6 protein-coding genes and 1 pseudogene are annotated in these 19,992 nt (G+C 47.2%); 4 read left to right on the forward strand and 3 right to left on the reverse strand.

Annotation, left to right across the window (positions count from 1 at the left end; genetic code table 11):
• The first annotated feature begins 358 nt into the window (after positions 1-358).
• A complete protein-coding gene (locus Phpb_RS04520; RefSeq protein ID WP_065389368.1) occupies positions 359-2,041 on the forward strand; it encodes a hypothetical protein in 1,683 nt (560 codons plus the stop codon).
• Positions 2,042-2,409: 368 nt separating this feature from the next.
• Here the strand turns inward: Phpb_RS04520 and Phpb_RS04525 are convergent, their stop codons facing one another.
• On the reverse strand, positions 2,410-2,673 hold the full coding sequence (locus tag Phpb_RS04525; RefSeq protein WP_205634735.1) for a hypothetical protein: 264 nt from the start codon (positions 2,671-2,673) through the stop codon (positions 2,410-2,412).
• Positions 2,674-3,216: 543 nt separating this feature from the next.
• Here Phpb_RS04525 and Phpb_RS04530 point away from each other — a divergent pair.
• From Phpb_RS04530 to Phpb_RS04540, 3 genes and pseudogenes are all read left to right on the forward strand, one after another.
• Positions 3,217-3,681: an avidin/streptavidin family protein gene (locus Phpb_RS04530; RefSeq protein ID WP_205634736.1), complete on the forward strand. Its 465-nt coding sequence runs from the start codon at positions 3,217-3,219 to the stop codon at positions 3,679-3,681.
• A gap of 124 nt (positions 3,682-3,805) precedes the next feature.
• Positions 3,806-3,979: pseudogene (locus Phpb_RS27495) on the forward strand (IS4 family transposase); the annotation flags it as partial.
• A gap of 65 nt (positions 3,980-4,044) precedes the next feature.
• Positions 4,045-4,302 carry a hypothetical protein gene (locus Phpb_RS04540; RefSeq protein ID WP_065389370.1) on the forward strand — a complete coding sequence of 86 codons (258 nt, stop codon included), beginning with the start codon at positions 4,045-4,047 and terminating at the stop codon, positions 4,300-4,302.
• Positions 4,303-4,426: 124 nt separating this feature from the next.
• Here the strand turns inward: Phpb_RS04540 and Phpb_RS04545 are convergent, their stop codons facing one another.
• Positions 4,427-4,699, reverse strand: coding sequence for a contact-dependent growth inhibition system immunity protein (locus tag Phpb_RS04545; RefSeq protein WP_065389371.1), 273 nt, complete (start codon positions 4,697-4,699; stop codon positions 4,427-4,429).
• 14 nt (positions 4,700-4,713) lie between these two features.
• On the reverse strand, positions 4,714-19,947 hold the full coding sequence (locus Phpb_RS27210; protein WP_065389372.1) for a hemagglutinin repeat-containing protein: 15,234 nt from the start codon (positions 19,945-19,947) through the stop codon (positions 4,714-4,716).
• Between the last annotated feature and the right edge of the window lie 45 nt (positions 19,948-19,992).

The following is a 19,992-nucleotide window of genomic DNA, read 5'->3' on the forward strand; positions in this document are numbered from 1 at the left end:
ATGTTGATGCCTTTTTGGCATCGTTTTCATCACAGCAAAAGCCAGGAAGACAAAAAATGAGTGTAGCACTATTATGAAATCTTATTTATGTCTATTATATATATCAGAAGTTAATGTTTCTCTATGAGTATTTCATTTTATTATTTATCATTTAAACTCAGAGGGATAGGCTAATTATTAATGTGTCGTGATAGTTGCATGCAGCATGGTAGTTTGAATTAGGCACCTAACTTTACAGGATAATATTTTCGACCTAATCTTATTTTTGCTTGATTCAAGGCAAGGTAATGTATGCATTCTGATAAATTTCATGAAAATGACATTTCCTTTTAATTAAATCAACATGAGGTATTAACCTATGAGCGATGATGTCGAACTGATTAAAAATGCCGCGGGAAAAGATAAATGTCCCCAGGGAAAAATGGCACTTTATACCAATATTAATTTTAACATGGAAGAACTGGGTGATATCCTACTGATTGCGCCAAATGTTCAGCTCGACCAGGCGCAGCTCGAATATTATGGTTTTGATGTGGGTCACCATGACGGAGTTTCCTGTGTGGTAAACAAGATGAGTCAGGCTGCAACCCTCGTAGCTGGCCTTAACCTTAATGGACAAATCCTGAATGTTTCCTCAATGAGTGATATCCCGTCACTTGTCGAACAGGGGTGGAATGATAAAACTCGGTCTGTTGTAGCCGCACCGGTTGAGCTGGTTGAACTGAAAATGTCCTCTGCCAGCCCTGTCGTCCTGAAAATTAAAGAATCTGTCGAGCTTGAACTAACAATTGAGAACCTGAGTGATATTATGGTGCCAGACACCACGTTAGAGGTAAGCGTTAGCAATGCTGGCGTGGTGTCCATAGGTGCATTTGAACAACCCGGAACTGTCCCGGCAAAAAGCGCCATTATTGTCAGAGTACCTGTAACCGGTAGTCGAGCAGGTCAGACGTCATTAACCTTTACCCTCCATACTCCAGTCGGATTTATTAACCAAGGTGATAATGTTTATCCCGTACAGGTTCGAGTAGAATTTTTTTCCGTTCAGTTGACAATGGAATCAATCGACCCAATCAGTATAGGATTAAATAAAACGGAATCTGTTGAGTTAATCATCAAAAATTTAAGTACTATGGATATTCCGGTAACGGAACTTAAAGCTGTTGCGGCGAATAGGGATATTCTGTCTGTAGGGACGTTTTCCCAACCAGGAACGATTCCGTTGAACGATAGCGTTACTGTCCCTGTTCCTGTTACAGGACTTAAGAACGGGGAGTCGGCTCTGACGTTTAGCCTCATTCTGCCAGAGGAATTCGATAATACGGGGGACTCACAGCGTGTTGTACAGGTAAAAGTCCAGACTGCTGTAACGCTCCGCATTACCCTGGATCGGGATATTTCTTTAGTGACTGGTGAGTCCCGTCAGATCCTTGTCAAATTTACCAACGAAAGTGAACAGCCAGTTGACAGCCTTGGGGTGGATATAGTGTCGGGTGATACAACTCTTTTTACTGTAGGTGATTTCTCGCCTGAAGTTTATCTTCCCCCGAATGATTCAGTCGTGAGTGATGTTGAACTCATTCCGGTTGTCGATAAAACAGGCAGCACCCGGCTTATCTGTTCGCTGACGCTGCCGCCCGGATACACGAACGATGGTGACAGTAACAAGGTTGCATTGGTTAATGTCACCGCGGAGAGGGAGCTTGAGGTTTTACAGACATTCCAGAGCAGTTGGGTTGAGGAGGGGGGATATAAATACAGCTATATGTTGACAATGAAGTCAGCCAACGTCCGGGTGACCTTGTGGGAACTTTCTTTCGAGCTCCCTCTGGGAGCCAGGGTGTCCGACACCTGGTATGAAACACAAAAAAACTGGCTGGAAAAACGTGTGGATGGCGAGATGGTTTACCTGACGAACAAGAGTGGCCACACGATTGACCCTGGAATCGAGTTGCCCTTGCAGATTCAGTTAGTCTATCCGGAACAGTCTCCCGCATATGAGTATATTTACAGCCTGTCCCTTCGTCAGCTCCAGAAGTAAAGTCAGGGAAAACTGTAACGACAGTGCAAAAGGTTTTTGTCATTGGGTCTTATCCGAACGCTACTGCCTGAGACCGAGATATCCGGTTTCAGGCGCGGATATTACATGTTTTCAGATGGATCGGCGCGTGCTTATGGGGTTATACACTCATGATGACTGGTTGCATACTGACCGCGGTTCCGTAATTCCGAAAAAAATTTACGTCAATCTACCAGTTTTTGATTTGCATTTATTGTGAGTCCGGCGCAATAAAATGCGAGCGGGACAGAATAAATGCGAGCACATTTTTACTTAATGCGAACAGAGAGTACTTTTCATTTACAGTTAATGTGAGCAGAAAAAAGGGATAAATGCGAGTCTATGTGGTTTCAAATACGATTCACTACAAAATAAGCTTTAATAAAATCATTGTATGTTTCATGCAGATGATAAAAATCTGCATAAGACTCGGTTTTTAATACCTGATACCTTTCTATCAATTTATCAAAAAGCCCCTTAGGAACAGGATATGGTTTCGGATCTTTTTTTGCGCAATAAAAGTAGAACAATGCTTTTTCTAATTCAGGAATAGATAGTTTTTCAGCTTTATTGAGTAAATAGCTAAAAGCTTCAAACCAATTGAGTCTGTACATTATTCTGGTTAATTGTAGTGTTATTGTTTTTAATTTATTATTTAAAACTGTAAAATACGCTGGATTAAACGGCTTTACATTGTTTTAATCAGTCTAGTCTACGATTTTATTTAAACTATGCTGCTTTTTATGTCTTTAATGTGATCTGGGATTAAAATCAATTAACGCACATCATATTAATAAACATTAAAGCAATAAACTAAGGTAATAAATTAAATTAATTTCTCCACAACCCCGTTGTCATACGGGGTTTTATTACTTTAAATGTAGTGAAAAATATTTAATCGCTAAAAAAATCAATGTTTCATTCCGACTATGGAAAAAATAATTTTCTAATTAAATAAAACCATTCCACCATTATTTCTATAATAAATTACTCTACATAATATATATTGATCAGAGTGTCATTAGATTATAAAGTCATATATATCAGCAAATTAATTTTCTTCAACAAAACAACACGAAAGATAAAAGATATGAATTATACTTATCATTGTCATTAAGACACCAAAAAAGTTCAATCATACTTAGTGGAGAGGACCTATGTTACTTGAAGAAATAATTAGAAAATCTGTCGCTACAAAGAGAATGATCGGCTTAGATAACATAGATAGTAACAATGCAGACATATCAGGAAAATGGGCTAACGAACTTGGTTCTACAATAGAAATTATACAACCAAATAAAAGCGCATTTTTTACAGGTAAATATATTAGCGCTGTAAGCGCAGGGGGAGGTTCAACGACAGGAAGTATCACAGGGAACATATGTGGAAACCTCATTGTCTTTCTTGTGAATTGGGATGAATATGCTGCGATAACTTCATGGGTAGGTCAAATTGATATAAATTCACCTTTCATTGTAACAACACAGACAACAACGGCTAAAAATAGTTTTCCAGAAAAAATTACTACCTTATGGATGATGACCAGTAGACCTGAGGATATTAAAGACGAATGGGCATCAATAAACTCAGGAACTGATACATTTCATAGAATAAACAAATAAGACTGAATCTCCCCGCCGCCGTGCGCTGAGGAATACCAGAAAAAATGGGGCAGGCATAACGTTATGTGATCTACTGATAGTACCAATAATTTCAGCGAGATAAACTGCTATGCCTGCTCGTCAAGCCACTGTCGTGTTGACCAGAGGGGCATCACTGATATTGGCTAGGGTTGGGCGATTTTTGCCGGAGTGGATTCAGGTTAAAAACAAAATAAAACGTGTAGATCGTCTGTTGGGGAATGCGTCACTTCATAATGATATTCCCCTGATTTTTAACCGTATTATCTCGGTGTTAATCTGACAACTCTCCTTATGTGTGATTGCCGTTGACTGGGGGGATATCCCTTGTTTGAAGAGTGTTTCATGACGAGCTTCATCAGCGGTGGTGATGGTGAGCTGATTGCCTACGGCCAGATTAACATCCTGAGTGTCGCCACATTACTGCCAGTGATATTCAGATTATTCCCGGCCGGTACAGTCACGCTGTCGCCGCTGAGCGTAGTGCTCTGCGCTCGGCGTTTATGCACTTCATCGTGGGTTTCGACGGAGGATTTTGAGAGTAAGCCTTTACTGGTCTGTCTGCTGTGTTCTACCAAGTTTAATGAAGCAGTACCCACTTAAAATGTGAGTGAATATTTCCTGTAATTCTTCATACAGAGCTTTCCCCTACTTATTGGGTGTCCAACTTTCGGGGGGCGGTTCATTTGGCTGGGATCTTCCTATCTATTGGTACTTTAGATATTAACTATAAATAATCATTCAACTTTTTGAACCATTGCAAGACGGTTAATCCATCCTCTGATGGAGAATAATATCCATTATTCTCATAAAGAAAATTCTCTGTTAACTCCTCACTACTATTCAATATCTCTTCAAATTCCTTTTTTAAAAGCATAACTTTCTCTGTCTGCTCTTTTTCCACAAAAAGCTTCATGATTCCCTCATCTGTTGGTGCCTCACAGTCCCAATCTTGATGGAAGTAACAACCTAATAAATAACGAATATTTTCTATTTTCATTCCTTTCTCCCAATTTATTTAGGATAAGCAGTTTGGATACGGTAACCGTTAGGCATTAAAGGATCTTTATCAATAACAATCACTATATTGTTTGACTCATGAGACTTTGTGCTGCCTTTTGGTATTACTCGCCCTACATTCACTGGCATTTTATGCTCAAATACTATTCTTGTGTCATTTCCTGCCATAAATGTGGTTAATTTATCCCTGTTTGCTGCTATACCATTACCTACTGCCCATTCTGCCGTTTTCATATCAGTAAATGTCGATGATGCCAGTACTCTTGGTTCATTCTTAAATCTAGCAAGTAATTGAGCATCAGATTTACCAACATGCCTTTCTATCGCATGACCACCAAAATTCTCATGATATATTAATGTCTTACTGGTTTCCGCTTTGACAGTAGTACTCTGTGTCACTTCACCTGTTTCGTTACGCGATGTCTTCCCATCAAATTTACCTGCCGGAGACTCAACATTTGTGACTGTGCCTTGATTCTTCTGACTGTATTGCCCTTCACTGGCTTTCCAATTAATGCCTTGGTTATTTGTCGTGACTTTCGAAGATGATGGTGAGGACTTCGCCCCTCTGGCTCCCTCAACCACAATCGGTAATGTCATCGCCATTGCTTGGGCAGTTTCAGGACTCATGCCCATTGCCTCAAAGCGCTTTGACCAGCCGAGTTCGCCTACCTTGCCTGTAGCCGCCTGACCTAGCGTATTCACTGCCGACAGGTAATTTCTGAACTCAACCGGCAATGTGCCGTCCCGGTCCATATTTTTGAGGGTATGCTCAAACACCGGCCACTGATCAACCAGATAACCATACTTCTGCGCACATTGGTTCGGGTTGCTGTTGCAGAAATCCATCATTTCCTGCTGATTACGGATATTGGTCTCCACCATATCCTTGATCACCTGCTTGCAACTTTCCCCTTCACAGGTCCGGGCTTGGTGCGCAAAGTTGTCCAGCTCATTCACACTCAGGAAGTTATTCTCAATCGCATTCTTCCCGGCCTGGGCACCGGTGACGGCGCTTCCGGTGGAGTCACCGGCAATGCCGCCTGCCAGCCCTGCCGCCAGGGTGGAGAGGGTGCTGATGGTCTGTTTTTCCTCTTCACTTAAGTCACTGACTTTAGCATTTTCTCCGTGAATATGCTTCATCAGTTCTCGTGCGGCCAGTTCACCGCCCGCCGCTCCTGTTGCGCCCGCCAGCGCATTGTTACCACTGACTTCGGCGGCTACTGCCCCCAGAATGGCATGGGCCAGGGTATTGGTGACGACATCGACTTGATGGGTTTTCGGGTCGGTAGTCAGGTCTTTAATCACGCCAGCCAGGTAAGGGGAAGCGCCACCTGCCAGCGCCTGACCAATATTTCCGCCCGCGAGTCCCTGAATGGCCGCGGTAGCCGCCTGTAAAGCAGTGTGATATTTCCCTCCTGTACCAAGGCCAGACTCATTTAATGCCTGGTTATAGGCGGTTTTGTAAATCTGGTCTTTAATTTGCTCAGGCGTAATGTTGGTTTTGCCTGCGTTTTCCAGTTTCTTTTGAGCCGCTTCTCTATCCAGGTCACTGATGTTTTCCAGTTTAGCGTGGGCCGCTTTAGTGGCGATAATGGCCCCTTCGGTACTGGCGATATCAATCACCTGCGCACTGATTTCGCCAATCAGTTGGGCCTGTTTCAGCCGTTGCTGCTCTTTCTCTTTGTCAAAGATAGGACTGAGGGCATTGTTGGCATGGTCGGTATCCCGGCTGAGGGGGGTGATATCCTGTTGCTGGTTGTCTTTATCCCGGATAATCAGGGCGCCGTCACTGACCGCGGCATGAGTGGTGCTTTGGGCGTGGCCTTCCCGGTTAGCGCCGCCCAGGGTATTGGCCGCCATATTACTGAGTAACATGCCGCCGACTGAGCCGCCAGTGCTGATATTCACGCTATGGTGTTCAGTTTTAAAATCCGCTTTGTTTTTGATATCGCCAAAGCCGAGAGTGCCGGTATCGAGGGTGTTTTTGTCTTTGTCTGCGGTACTGGCAATGACTGCACCGTCAAGTTGGGTGTGTTCACCCACTTTCACTTGATAGCCGCCTTTACCGGCAAACAGTCCAGTTTGCTCTTGTACGGAGTCAAAGTTGCTGTGGATTTTGTCGCGGCTGGCGCTGAGGTTCAATGAGCCGCCTGAACCCGGACCGACATTGGCACTGATGCCGGCACTGACGTTTTGTTGCTTCATATCGTAGCGGTTGCTGTCCTGTTCGCTGCTGAGCGTCAGGTGGCGTTTGACGTCGGCGGTAATCTGTTCGCCGCTGACCTGAGCGCCTTTGAGCGTCGCATCCCGACCGGCGTTGAGGGTGACGGTTTGTCCCGCATCCAGCGTAGTTTCATTATGGCTGACGCCGTTGCCGCTTTCACGGCCTTTGCCGTAGTTGACACTGGCGGAGAGGTTGATACCCGTGCCCCCCGGTCCGGCAGTGAAACCGACGCCTAGTGAACCACCGCGACTGCTGTTTTTGCCGGTGGTCTGTTCGGTGTTCTGGCTGGAGGAGAGCTGGATATCCCGGCTGGCATTGAGTTGCAGGTCTTTACCCGCCTGCAACTGGCCGCCCTGAATACGAATATCGCCGTTCTGGTCTGGAGCACCGGAAGCGGTGAGGGTGAGATTATCCCCGGTCATCAGGCTGCTGCCCTGTTGAGTGGTCTGATGCTGTTTCAGTTCTGACCGGGAGGATTGGCTGCCGTAGGAGAGGTTGACGCCAACCAGATTGTTGTTGGCTTTGTCGTCACCGCCTTTGGCGTTGGCCAGCCGGGCTGCCTGGACAGCCTGTACTCCGCTCAGGGCGGCTTTGGTGCCTTGTAAAGCCTTGATACGGCTGTCACTTTCACTTCTGGCCGCCTGAACGGTTTGAACAGCGGAATTCAGGGCCCCGCCTGCGGTGCCGGACAGGGCTACGGTCAGGCCGCTTTGTTTCTGTTCGGTTTTGGTGATGGCGGTGTGACTGTTTTCTGCGCTGGTGATGTTAATGTTTTGACCGGAAAGTTGCATATCGCGGCCAGCCACCGCATCACTGCCGTGAATGTTGAGCTGTTGCCCGGCGTTGAGTGTTACACTGCCTTGGCTGCTGCCTACAGTACTGCCTTTGCTGAGGTTACTGTCAATGTCGGTGGTGGATTTTTGTTTGGCTTTACCGATGGTGAAGCCGATACCACCGCTGCTGAATAACCCGCTCTTTTTCTTTTGAGTCATTGAGTAATGGGTCTGTTGTTCAGCGCTAGACATCACATTGATATCATTCCCGGCAATTACGGCTACCTTCTGATCCCCTGCAACAGCAGAGCCTAACATGGTAATATTATGATCGGCTACGACTTGAATGTTATTGCCGGACAGGGTAGCTCCCTTTTCATGAGTGACAAAATCTTCACGCACTGTATGAGTAGTGGTTTTTGAAAACCTTTTTCTCTTGGTTTTAGTCTCTTCAAAGAAATGGTAATCGCTTTCGGTCACTGACTTAAGCGCAATGTCATGACCTGCTTGTGCGGTTATATCATTTTTCGCTTGAACCTGTGTACCTTTTAATATCAGGTCATGTCCAGCTGTTAGTGCCGTGTTTTTGCCGCTGGTGATTTCTGTTACTTGCTGACGGCGGTGCTCATCTATCACTTGTCTTTTATGGCCTTTGCTGGCTTTGTAGTCCACTTGTTCGATAGCACCGTGTGTCATATTACGGCCTGCTATTAGTTGTGCGGAACTTTTGGCTGTCATTTTTGTTGCTTGAGTGGAGATATCTCGGCCAGCGTTCAACGATAGTTTATCGCCGCTAGAGATATGGCTAACTTCTTTGCTGGTCTGGCGTACTTCATATCCGTTATCTACTAGATGGTATGATTTCTGAGCCGCATTTAGGTGAATATCCTGTCCAGCCAACAGGATGACGCTATTTTGGGCTCTTAACTGGCTAGCGGTGAGTGAGATATCTTGATCTGCTTGTACGTTTAGATTTCCTCCGCTATTCACCTGGCTACCCATTTCTGTTTGTTGCGTTAGGTGGCGGGAGTTATATTTTCTTCTATTACTATTTTCAGTGTGCTGTATTTTGAGGGTATCCAACGTCAAGTCACGACCTGCTATTATCTCAGTGTGACTGTCTTTACCAGCATTCTCCACGTTACTGGCTGTGAGACGGATGTTGTTAAGGGCTTTCAACGACACGGTGCCGTTGTCATTTTGGACGTAAATACCCGCCTGTCGGTCCAGCCAGCGGTCAGCACCTTCTCCGCGCAGGGTAGAGGTACTGATGATATCCCGGTTTGCCCGTGCGGAAACGTGGTCGCGGCCCTGAATTTGTCCGCCGAGGTTGGTGATGTCCTGTCGGGCGGTTAAATCCACTTTGCCGCTTTGGATAAAGCCGCTGTTGGTCAGATTGTTCGCTGTCAGTTTGGTTATTTCACGTCCGCTGATGGCGCCGCTGTTGGTGATATCTCCTCGGCTATTTATTGTCACGTTTTTGCCGGAGAGCAGGGCGCCGTCACCGGTCAGGTCGCCTTTGTTCACGCGAGCGTAGACTTGTGGCACGGTCACGGTCTGTTTTGTGCCATCTGCCAGAGTCACGGTCCGGTTGGTCAACCAGATAATGTCTGAGGTGAGCAGTGCCATCTGTGACGGGCTCAGTGCAATACCGGGGGTAAGTTGTTGCCGTTTGCTGAAGGCAACGCCAGCTTCCATTAGTGCTTTGAACTGGGTTTCATCGTTGTTGTGTCCGGCCAGATAACGCTGCCCGGTCAGTTGGGTGATTTGCTCACGCACTAGACGCTGTTCGTAGAACCCATCTCCCAGGCGTTTATGTGCCAGTGTCGGGTCAAGAGTTAACTGTTGTTGCATATAATCCGTACCCAGCCATTTTTTATACTGGGTGAATTTAGGGTCGGTCTCCACCAGATAATGGCTGTCACTGCCCGGCTGTACGACAAACAGGCTGTTGTCCGGCAAGCGGGTGTCTGGGGCGATGACGCGGATCAGCGGTTCGACGCTTTGGCCTTTGACGGTATCCGGTGGTAGTGTTAGTTCAAATTGTTGGCCGGTCGGTAACACCAGTGGACGTTCATCTAATGTAACACTGTTTGGTAGGGTGACAGTGGCAGGGGGGAGTACTCGTTCAGTCTGTTGAGCCGGCGAGAGTGTGGGGTGTTCAGGCAATGCGTCCCGGTTTGGTAGTGCCACGGTGCCGGACGATAATATCTGCTCAGTTTGTTGACTAGTGGGCGGAAGTGTGGGGTGTTCGGGCAGTGCGTCCCGGTTTGGTAGTGCCACGGTGCCGGACGATAATATTTGCTCAGTTTGTTGACCGGTAGGCGGAAGTGTGGGGTGTTCAGGCAATGCGTCCCGGTTTGGTAGTGCCACGGTGCCGGACGATAATATCTGCTCGGTTTGTTGGCCTGTAGGAGAAAGAAATGGACGATCGATCGGTATGCCCCTGTTCGGTAGTGTGATGGCGTTGATAGTGGCGTTTGTGAACGTAACTTCACCGGCTTCCGCCATTCTTGAGGTCTGGTTAATCCCAACCGGCGCGCTTTGAACACGGCTTTGCTGCCTGTCACCGATTGTTATGCCGGTGGCGTCTGGACGAGTATTGCCCTGCCAGGCTAGGGCTTTCAGGTCAATGGTTTCGATTGTCGGTGCTGGGCGATAATCGCGCCAGTGTCTTGTATGTTTTTTAAATGCCGATCTTCGTTTCCATCGTTTCTGGCTGCCTTGATCTGTAGTGACACGTTCGCCTTTGGTGGCGTTATTGTGCAACTCGTCAATATTACCGCTCAGGGTTGCGCCTGCCACGATTTGACTGTCGTTGTTGGTTAGCATTGTGCTGTTCAGGGTCATATTACCCCCGGACAGAATTTTACCCGGATCACTCTCTTTTATCTGGGTTTCTGTGATGGTACGGGAGTACAGATACTCGTAAAATTTATTATTTTTATTGCCGTCAGGCATAATTGCATAGTATAAATCAAAAAAAGTATCTATCCAGATAATTTTCACCTGTGACCAGTCATAGCGGGTGGTATGGCCGCTTAATACTGCTTCATGACGCTGGGATTTTTCTGTTTCTACGACTTGGGTGACCAGACCTTTGTTGGTATTTTTGATAATAGTGGCATCAATCCTTAGGTTACCTCTGGCTTCAATGGTTGCCGCGTCGTTGTTGAGCATCCCGGCCAGACTGGTAGCAGTCAGATTCTCATCCAGTTGTCCACCAATGCGCATGTCACCCACGCTGTAAATCAGGGCATGGTCACTGTTGTTGAGAGTCCCGGTGCCGATATCTAATCGGTCCCGGGCGGCAATGACAGCGGCTTTGCCATCTTTCGCTGTGTTATTGAGAGTGCCGGTCTTGAGGGCTATTTGGTCACCGTAAATACGTCCGGTTCCGGTGTTGTCCAGTACTTTAGCGGTGAGATGGGTCAATTCGCCGTCAATGAATCCGGTGTTGGTCAGCGTGTTGCGGACATTGACTTCGGTTTGCTTGGCACTGATTTCCGCAGTCTGGGTATTGGTGAGGTTTTGGGCTCCCAGATGCAATGTTTGCCAAGCTTTAATTGTGCTGTCATTGATAATGTTGCCGTCGGTTTTCAGAGACAGCTTACCGTCGGCGGCGATGTTACCAGTGTTGTGGAAGTCCTGTTTTAATATTACCTCCATATCGCCCTGCGATAAGGTCTGGCCGTCACCGCTCAAGGAGTTGGCTTTAATATTGACCTTTTCACTCCCAATCAGTGTACCTTGCTGGTTATTCACCGTCAGTTTCTGGGTTTCATCTTTGATGGTGAGTTGTTTTCCACCAGAAACCAGACCTTGTTCGTTTTTCAGTGATTGGCTAATGATGGCTTGTAGGCGGTTGGTTCCCCGTAATGCGCCTTGGGTGTTATCCACCTGTTGAGCTTCAATTATCAGGTCTTGGGCTTCGATACCCTGGTCAGGGTGATTAGCCTCTCGGTTAATGAGTTCTGCTGTTTTGAGTGTCAGTTGGTGGTCACTGTGGATAAAGCCGCCAGTGTTGTTCGTTTGTTCTTGCGCGTCAATCGTCGCGTCACCTATGGCGTTGACCTGCCCGCGGCGGTTGTCGAGCTGTAGGGCCTTCAGGCTCATGGTGTCTGTTGACAATAGCTTACCGTCTTGGTTATCCGTATCGGCTTGCCCGGTGTCGATGGTGAGTTTTTTACCCTGAATGTGTCCGTGTTGGTTATCCAGTTTGCCGCTGGTTACAGTGGTGTTGCCATCGCTCATAATCTGGCCGTGTTGGTTGTTCAGTAGCTGCCCGTTCGTGTCAATATTGATAGTTTTTGCTGACTTTAATGAGCCACTGTGATTGGTAAGTGTTTGGCTATGAATGTCCAGTCCACTGTTGCCCGCAATCCGTCCTTTTTTATTGGTGAGGGTGGTACTGGTAATCTTAGTTTTGCCATCAGCGGCGATAAAACCGGCGTCGTTGTTTAACTCACCGATATCCAGTGTCAAATCTCCTTGGGCAGAGAATTCGCCTGATTTATCTTTGTCACCTTGGTTATCCAAGCGTTGGCCTTGGGTGTTGAGGTTCAGGTTGCCATCAGAATCGACGGTGCCTTGTTGGTTATTGAATGCTTGGGTAGTGAGTTTTATCTGTTGAGTACCAGCAATGGTGCCCTGAGTATTATTCACGGCGGCAGTGTTCAGGGTTGTGATTTTACGACTAGTAATCATGCCGACCTGATTATGTAAGTCACCGCTGGTAATGGATATATCGTCTTGGCTGCGAATGCCGCCTTTATCAACACTGTTTTTATTGGTCAGGGAATGGCCGTGCGTATTGAGAGTCAGCTTACCTGCGGATTGCAACAAGCCGCCGCTATTGTCAGTTTGGTTCACCGATAATGTCAGCGCATCTTTTTCGCTGATGAGTGTTCCGCCTTGGTTTTTCAGTTTACCGCCGGTAACTGTTGTGGCTCCTGTACCGATGATCGCACCATCCTGATTGTCGATTTCACCGGTGGTCAGTGTCATAGTTCCTTTACTGATAACGCCTTTGGTCTTACCGCTTTTGGCGTTGATCAGTTTCTCTCCGTGAGTATCCAGCGTCATGTTGCCATCAGACTTTATCAGCCCGCTGGTGCTGTCGAGCTTCCCGCTGTTGAGCCGCAGATTTTTATTGCTAAATATGGTGCCAGCCAGATTGCTTAATGTCTGTTTATGCGTATCAATATGTGTTTCATCGCTACGGATATATCCGAGATCATTGATGAGTTCACCTGTAATCAGTTTTAAGCCACCTAGTGCGAGGATTCCGTTAAATTTTCCACTATTGGTATTCGTTAGTTTCTGCTGTTGGGTATCCAGTTTCAGACTGGCTGAGGATTGTATTAGTCCGCTTTGGTTGTTGACCGCTTGTGTTGTCAGATCGGCTTTTCCTTTCGAGAGGATTTTACCGTCGGTGTTGTTGAGGTTTTGGCTGGTTAGGGTGGTTTCGCCTTGTGAATCTATCTTGCCGGCGGTGTTATCAATTTCACCGGCCTCCAGTGTCAGGTCACTGCCGCTGAGTATGCCGAGGTCATTCCCGCTTTGCGTATTAGTCAGTTTTTGGCCGTGAGTGTTGAGTGAAAGGGCTGTTTTGGATTGCAGCAAACCACTCGTGTTATTCAGTTCACCGGTGTTCATGGTGAGTTGTTGATGCTGGCTGGCCATTTTACCGTTGGTATTATCAACGGCGCCTGTTGATGTCACGTTAAGCTGCTTATCGGCGATGACTCTTCCCTGTTGGTTATCGATAGTGCCCGCGGTTATTGTCAATTCTCCCTTGCTTGAGATCCCCTGTTTAGGCTGGCTGTTGCGGTTGGTTATTTTGCCTTGTTGCCCATCTAGAGTTAGGTTTTTATCCGCATGGATCCAGCCAGCTTCGTTATTTATGCCTTGAGTAGTCAGCTTGACATTGCCTGCACTGATTATGCCTCCGGTCTTGCCGCTGTTGAGGTTAGTCAGTAGTTCACCTTGTGTATCGAGTGTCAGATCACCTTTGGATTTCAACAGACCGCCGCTGTTATCGGTTTTTTTCACGGTCAATGTGAGTGAGCCGGTTTCACTGGCGAGGGTTCCGCCTTGGTTTTTCAGTTCACCTCCGGTAACAGTGGTTGCTCCTGTACCTTTGATAAAACCATCTTGGTTGTCGATTTCACCGGTGGTCAGAGTCATAATTCCTTTACTGATAACGCCTTTGGTCTCACCGCTTTTGGCGTTGGTCAGTTTTTCTCCATGAGTGTTCAGAGTCATATCGCCGGTAGATTCTATTCTTCCGCTTGTACTATTGAGTTCTCCGCTATCGAGCTGTAGGTTTTTCTTACTGAATATGGTGCCAGCCACGTTGTTTAGTGCTTGCTGGTGAGTGTTAATGCGGGTTTCATTACCACGAATATCGCCACGGTCATTGATCAGTTTGCCGGTAGTCAGTTCCAAGGCATCTTCTGCGACGATTCCGTTTTTACCGCTATCGGTGTTAGTGAGTTCATGCTGTTGTGTATCTAATTTCAGACTGGCTGAGGATTGTATCAGCCCACGTTGGTTGTTGACTGCTTGTGTTGTCAGATCGGCTTTTCCTTTCGAGAGGATTTTACCGTCAGTGTTATCAATTTCACCGGTTTCTAGGGTTAGGTCACTGTCGCTGCGTATGCCGAGGTCATTCCCGCTTTGCGTATTAGTCAGCTTTTGGCCGTGGGTGTTGAGTGAAAGAATTGTTTTGGATTGCAGCAAACCACTCGTGTTATTCAGTTCACCGGTATTCATGGTGAGTTGTTGATTCTGGCTGACTATTTTACCGCTGGTATTATCAACGGTTCCTGTTGATGTCACGTTGAGTTGTTTATCGGCGATGACTCTTCCCTGTTGGTTATCGATAGCGCCCGCAGTTATTGTCAACTCTCCCTGGCTTGAGATCCCCTGTTTAGGCTGGCTGTTGCGGTTGATTATTTTGCCTTGTTTCCCATCTAGAGTCAGGTTTTGATCCGCGTGGATCCAGCCAGCTTCGTTATTGATGCCTTGAGTAGTCAGCTTGACATTGCCTGTACTGATTATGCCTCCAGTCTTGCCGCTGTTGAGGTTAGTCAGTAGTTCACCTTGTGTATCGAGTGTCAAATCATCCTTGGATTTCAACAGGCCGCCGCTGTTATCGGTTTTTTTCACGGTCAATGTGAGTGAGCCGGTTTCACTGGCGAGGGTTCCGCCTTGGTTTTTCAGTTCACCGCCGGTAACGGTGGTTGTTCCTGTACCTTTGATAAAACCATCTTGGTTGTCGATCTCGCCAGTGGTTAGCGTCAATGTTCCTTTACTGATAACGCCTTTGGTCTCACCGCTTTTGGCGTTGGTCAGTTTTTCTCCATGCGTGTTCAGCGTCATATCGCCGGTGGATTCTATTCTTCCGCTTGTACTATTGAGTTCTCCACTGTCGAGTTTTAGATTTTTCTTACTGAATATGGTGCCAGCCACGTTGGTTAGTGCTTGCTGGTGAGTGTTAATGTGGGTTTCGTTACCACGAATATCGCCGTGGTCATTGATCAGTTTACCGGTAGTCAGTTCTAAAGCGTCTTCCGCGACGATCCTGCCGCTGGTGTTGTTGAGGTTTTGGCTGGTTAGCGTGGTTTTGCCTTGTGAATCTATCTTGCCGGCGGTGTTATCAATTTCACCGGCCTCCAGTGTCAGGTCACTGCCGCTGCGTATGCCGAGGTCATTCCCGCTTTGCGTATTAGTCAGCTTTTGGCCGTGGGTGTTGAGTGAAAGAATTGTTTTGGATTGCAGCAAACCACTCGTGTTATTCAGTTCACCGGTATTCATGGTGAGTTGTTGATGCTGGCTGAGCATTTTGCCGCTGGTATTATCAACGGCTCCTGTTGATGTCACGTTGAGCTGCTTATCGGCGATGACTCTTCCCTGTTGGTTATCGATGGCGCCTGCGGTTATTACCAACTCTCCCTGGCTTGAGATCCCCTGTTTAGGCTGGCTGTTGCGGTTGGTGATTTTGCCTTGTTTCCCATCTAGAGTCAGGTTTTTATCCGCATGTATCCAGCCAGCTTCATTATTGATGCCTTGAGCGGTCAGCTTGACATTGCCTGTACCGATTATGCCTCCGGTCTCGCCGCTGTTGAGGTTAGTCAGCAGCTCACCTTGTGTATCGAGTGTCAAATCACCAGCGGATTTCAACAGGCCGCCGCTGTTATCGGTTTTTTTCACGGTTAAGGTGAGTGCGCTGGTTTCACTGGCGAGAGTTCCGTCTTGGTTTTTCAGTGCACCGCCGGTAACGATGGTTGTTCCTGTACCTTTGATCAAACCATCTTGGTTGTCGATTTCGCCGGTGGTCAGCGTCATTGTTCCTTTACTGATAATGCCACCGGTTTTGCCGCTTTTGGCATTGGTCAGTTTTTTTCCATGCGTATCCAGCGTCATATCGCCGGTAGACTCTATTCTCCCGCCAGTACTGTTAAGTTCTCCGCTATCGAGCTGTAGGTTTTTCTTACTGAATATGGTGCCAGCCACGTTATTTAGCGCTTGCTGATGAGTGTTAATGTGGGTTTGATCGCCACGGATAGATCCGTGGTCATTGATCAATTTACCGGTAGCCAGTTCCAAGTCATTTTCCGCGATGATCCTGCCGTCGGTGCTAGTCAGTTCATGCTGTTGTGTATCTAATTTCAGACTGGTTGAGGATTGTATCTGTCCACGTTGGTTGTTGACCGCTTGTGTTGTCAGATCGGCTTTTTTCCGCGAGAGGATTTTACCGCCGGTGTTGTTGAGGTTTTGGCTAGTTAGCGTGGTTTCACCTTGTGCATCTATCAGGCCAGCGGTGTTATCAATTTCACCGGCTTCCAGTGTCAGATCACTGCCGCTGCGGATACCACGTTTTTCTCCGCTCTGTGCGTTAGTCAGTTTCTGGCCTTGGGTGTTGAGCGACAGGGTTGTGCCGGATTTCAACAGGCCGCCGGTATTGTTAACTGTCCCGGATGTCACGGTGAGTTGTTTATCAGCTTCTACAGATCCTTGATGGTTATCAATAGCGCTTGCAGTCAGCGTCAAGTCTCCTGAGCTACGGATACCCTGATTAGGCTGGCTGTCGCGGTTGGTTATGGTTCCCTTTTGCCCGTCAAGGATCAGGTTTTTACCCGCATGGATCAGGCCGGCATCGTTGTTAACGCCTTGGGTCGTCAACTTCATGTTGCCTATGCTGATTATGCCCCGGTCTTTGCCGCTGTTGGTGTTGGTTAGCAGCCCACCTTGCGTATCCAGTGTCAGGTCACTAGCGGATTGTAGTAACCCGCCGCTGTTGTCAGTTTTGTTTACCGTTAATGTCAGGGGGCCGGTTTTGCTGACAAGTTTTCCTCGTTGGTTGTGGAGTTCTCCACCCGTTATCGTTGTTGTTCCCGTTCCAGCGATGGTGCCATCGTGGTTGTCGATCTCGCCTGTGGTTAAGGTCAGCGTCCCCTCACTGATAACGCCACCGGTGTCGCTGCTTTTAGCGGTGGTTAGTTTTTTCCCGTGGGTGTCCAACGTCATATCGCCGGTGGATTCTATTTTCCCGCTTGTACTATTGAGTTCTCCGCTATCGAGTTGAAGGTTTTTCTTGCTGGTTATGGCGCCGCTTTGGTTGCTCAGTGCTTGCTGATGGGTGTCAATATTGATGCCATGACCGCGGATAACGCCTGCGTCATTAGTCAGTTTACCGCTGGAAATGCGTAATGAGTCCTTGGCAATGATACCGCCAGTTTTGCCACTGTTGATATTGGTCAGGGTTTGGTTTTGGGTATCCAGCAACAGGCTTGATTCTGATTGGATCTGTCCACGAGTGTTATTTAATGTCTGTGTGGTCAGTTCCGCCATCTGTTGTGATAAGAGTTGACCATCGGTATTGTCAACGTTACCGGCGTTAAGGGTGGTTTTTCCTTTAGCGGAAATAATGCCGGCGGTGTTGTTGATATCCCCTGTGCGGAGTTCCAGATTACCGTTGCTTAATATGCCTTTTTTGTTTTTGTCATCACTTTTAGCGTTAGTCAGTCTCTGCCCATGAGTATTGACTATCATGTCACTGCCAGATTGTAACAAACCAGACGTGTTATCCAGCTCACCGCTGTTTAGGGTGAGTTTTTCTTGGGCAATGACTTGTCCTGCGGTATTGGTGAATTTATGCCCTTTGGTTTGGCTGTCTATTCGTTGAGCCAGTAATAATCCTTGGTGATTGTTCAACGCCTGACTTTTTGTAGTGAGCGTTGTTTTGGCTTCGATTCGTCCGTTAGCGTTTTCAATGTTTTTCTCAATGATCAGTTCTGTGCCGCCGCCGGTTGCAGCGATTTTGCCTTTGCTGTTATCTAAGGTGGCGGCATCGATTTTCAGGTTGCCATTACCTTTAATCTCGCCATTTTGGTTATTCAGAGTCTTGGCAGTGAGGGACATATTATCTTTGCCATTCTGTTGCATTATTCCACTCTGATGGCTCAATGTGTCCGTTTTTATTGTAATTTTGTCGGCGGTAGTGACTGCTTCTTTGTTCAGTTGCAGGTTGTGGGCTTGTACATCCAGTTCACCATTGGAGAGCAGTTTACCTCCGTCACCTATCCACTGATGGGTGTTGAGTGACAGTTTACCTTTACCGGAGAGTTGAATTGTCCCTCCTTCCGTGTTGTTCGCCTCCTTGTGGACGATTAGGTTCAGATCATTCCCGTTATTGGCGATTTTTCCATGACTGTTGTCCAGATTTCTTGTGGTGATAGCCAGTCGTTTCCCTTCATTGAGAATGGTCCCGCCGTGGTTATTCAGTGTTTGGGTGTTCAGTACCAGCTCGCCGTTGCCGGTTTGATTAACTTTCCCCTGCTTGTTGGATAAGTCTGGAGTAGTTAAGTTGATTTCTCGTGCTACCAGTGTGCCGCCGTCATTGTTAAATAGGCTTGGTGTTTTGGCTGTAAAGCGGTCAGCGGTGACTGTAGCGTTGGCGGTGCTAATCTCTTGCTGACTGGCAGTGAGTTGAATGTTGTTGGCAGAAGTTTGGCTGCCGCTGAGATCAATCTTTTTACTCTGTACTTCCAGAGTATTGGTTGCCAGATTTTTTCCATTGGCCTGAATTTGCTGTTTGGCGGTCAGTGTCAGCGATCCGGGCAGCGTGGCTTTCCCTTTATCATCAATTCCGGCGGCCAGGATGCTGCCTTTGGCGCTCTGTATCGACTCCGCTTTGATTGTGGTGTTACTTCGTGCAGCGATTGTGCCATTGTTCTCAATCTGTCCATCAACCGTGATACGGACGTCACCGGCGGTTGCTCCGATGTGGCCGGCGTTACGTACTCCTACGCCAAACTCGGTACCCACCAGCACGATTTTATTGGCGTACATGCCACCGAGTGCGGCTACGTCCAGCGTAAATGATGGATTCTTGCTGCCGTCAGCAGTTTTTTTCTCAATATTCTGGTGAGCCGCGTCAACGATATTACGTCCGGTTGTGATTTTGAGATCTTTCGCGTGCAGTTTGCCGTTGATTACCACCGAGCGGGCAATAATTTCAGTGTAATTTTGTTGTGAGCTGTCCAGTCCCAGGTCTTCAATGCGGACTTCTCCACGCTCAATATCAAAGCCTTTCAACCGGCCTTGTTCCATTATGGCCTGTCCGGTGGTGAGTGTGGCGCGATGAGCGTTAATGAATCCGCAACCGTTGCAGGTGATACCCGCCGGGTTGGCTATAATAACGTCAGCTTTTTGTCCGGCGACTTCTATCCAACCATTGAGTTTGCTGGCGTTAATGCTGTTCACTTCATTGAGAATAATTTTGGCTTCCGCTTTGGCAAGCCACGGATTTCCCGCCACCATGCCGCCCAGTTGAGTTTGTACGGCATTGTGACTGTTGTTAAGAATGACGCCTCGTTTATCAATATCAAATTGGGTGTAGGTATTATGCGAGATACCCGCGGCGTTAGGGGTTTGAATATCGATTTGTGGCGTACCGTTCGCACTGTTTAGGATAGTTGGTTGCTGATTACCCGGCGCTTGTCCGTCGGCCACGATATTTGCTTGCGCTGTTAGGGAGATGCAACCGGTGGCTAACAATAAACTGAGTCTTAACGCCGTTAACCGGCAAAGGCATTGTGGTGATTGCCGACGACTACGACGGCGTACCGTACTACCTTGCCCGGAGGTGGCAATATCGGACACGACCATCAGCATGTTCCGGGCTTTGTTAAAGATAATACGATACAGATGCTTGTTCATTGTTTTTCTCCACTAACACTTTTTATCTGCGATAACTTTGGCTGC

Origin of the sequence: Photorhabdus namnaonensis, from assembly GCF_001684335.1 — a bacterium.
GTDB lineage: Bacteria > Pseudomonadota > Gammaproteobacteria > Enterobacterales > Enterobacteriaceae > Photorhabdus > Photorhabdus namnaonensis.

Bases quoted from the DNA above. Each gene is read 5' to 3' on its own strand.
- Phpb_RS27210 (WP_065389372.1), bottom strand. From the start codon at position 19,947: ATGAACAAGCATCTGTATCGTATTATCTTTAACAAAGCCCGGAACATG.
- Phpb_RS04520 (WP_065389368.1), top strand. From the start codon at position 359: ATGAGCGATGATGTCGAACTGATTAAAAATGCCGCGGGAAAAGATAAA.
- Phpb_RS04530 (WP_205634736.1), top strand. From the start codon at position 3,217: ATGTTACTTGAAGAAATAATTAGAAAATCTGTCGCTACAAAGAGAATG.
- Phpb_RS04525 (WP_205634735.1), bottom strand. From the start codon at position 2,673: ATGTACAGACTCAATTGGTTTGAAGCTTTTAGCTATTTACTCAATAAA.
- Phpb_RS04540 (WP_065389370.1), top strand. From the start codon at position 4,045: ATGACGAGCTTCATCAGCGGTGGTGATGGTGAGCTGATTGCCTACGGC.
- Phpb_RS04545 (WP_065389371.1), bottom strand. From the start codon at position 4,699: ATGAAAATAGAAAATATTCGTTATTTATTAGGTTGTTACTTCCATCAA.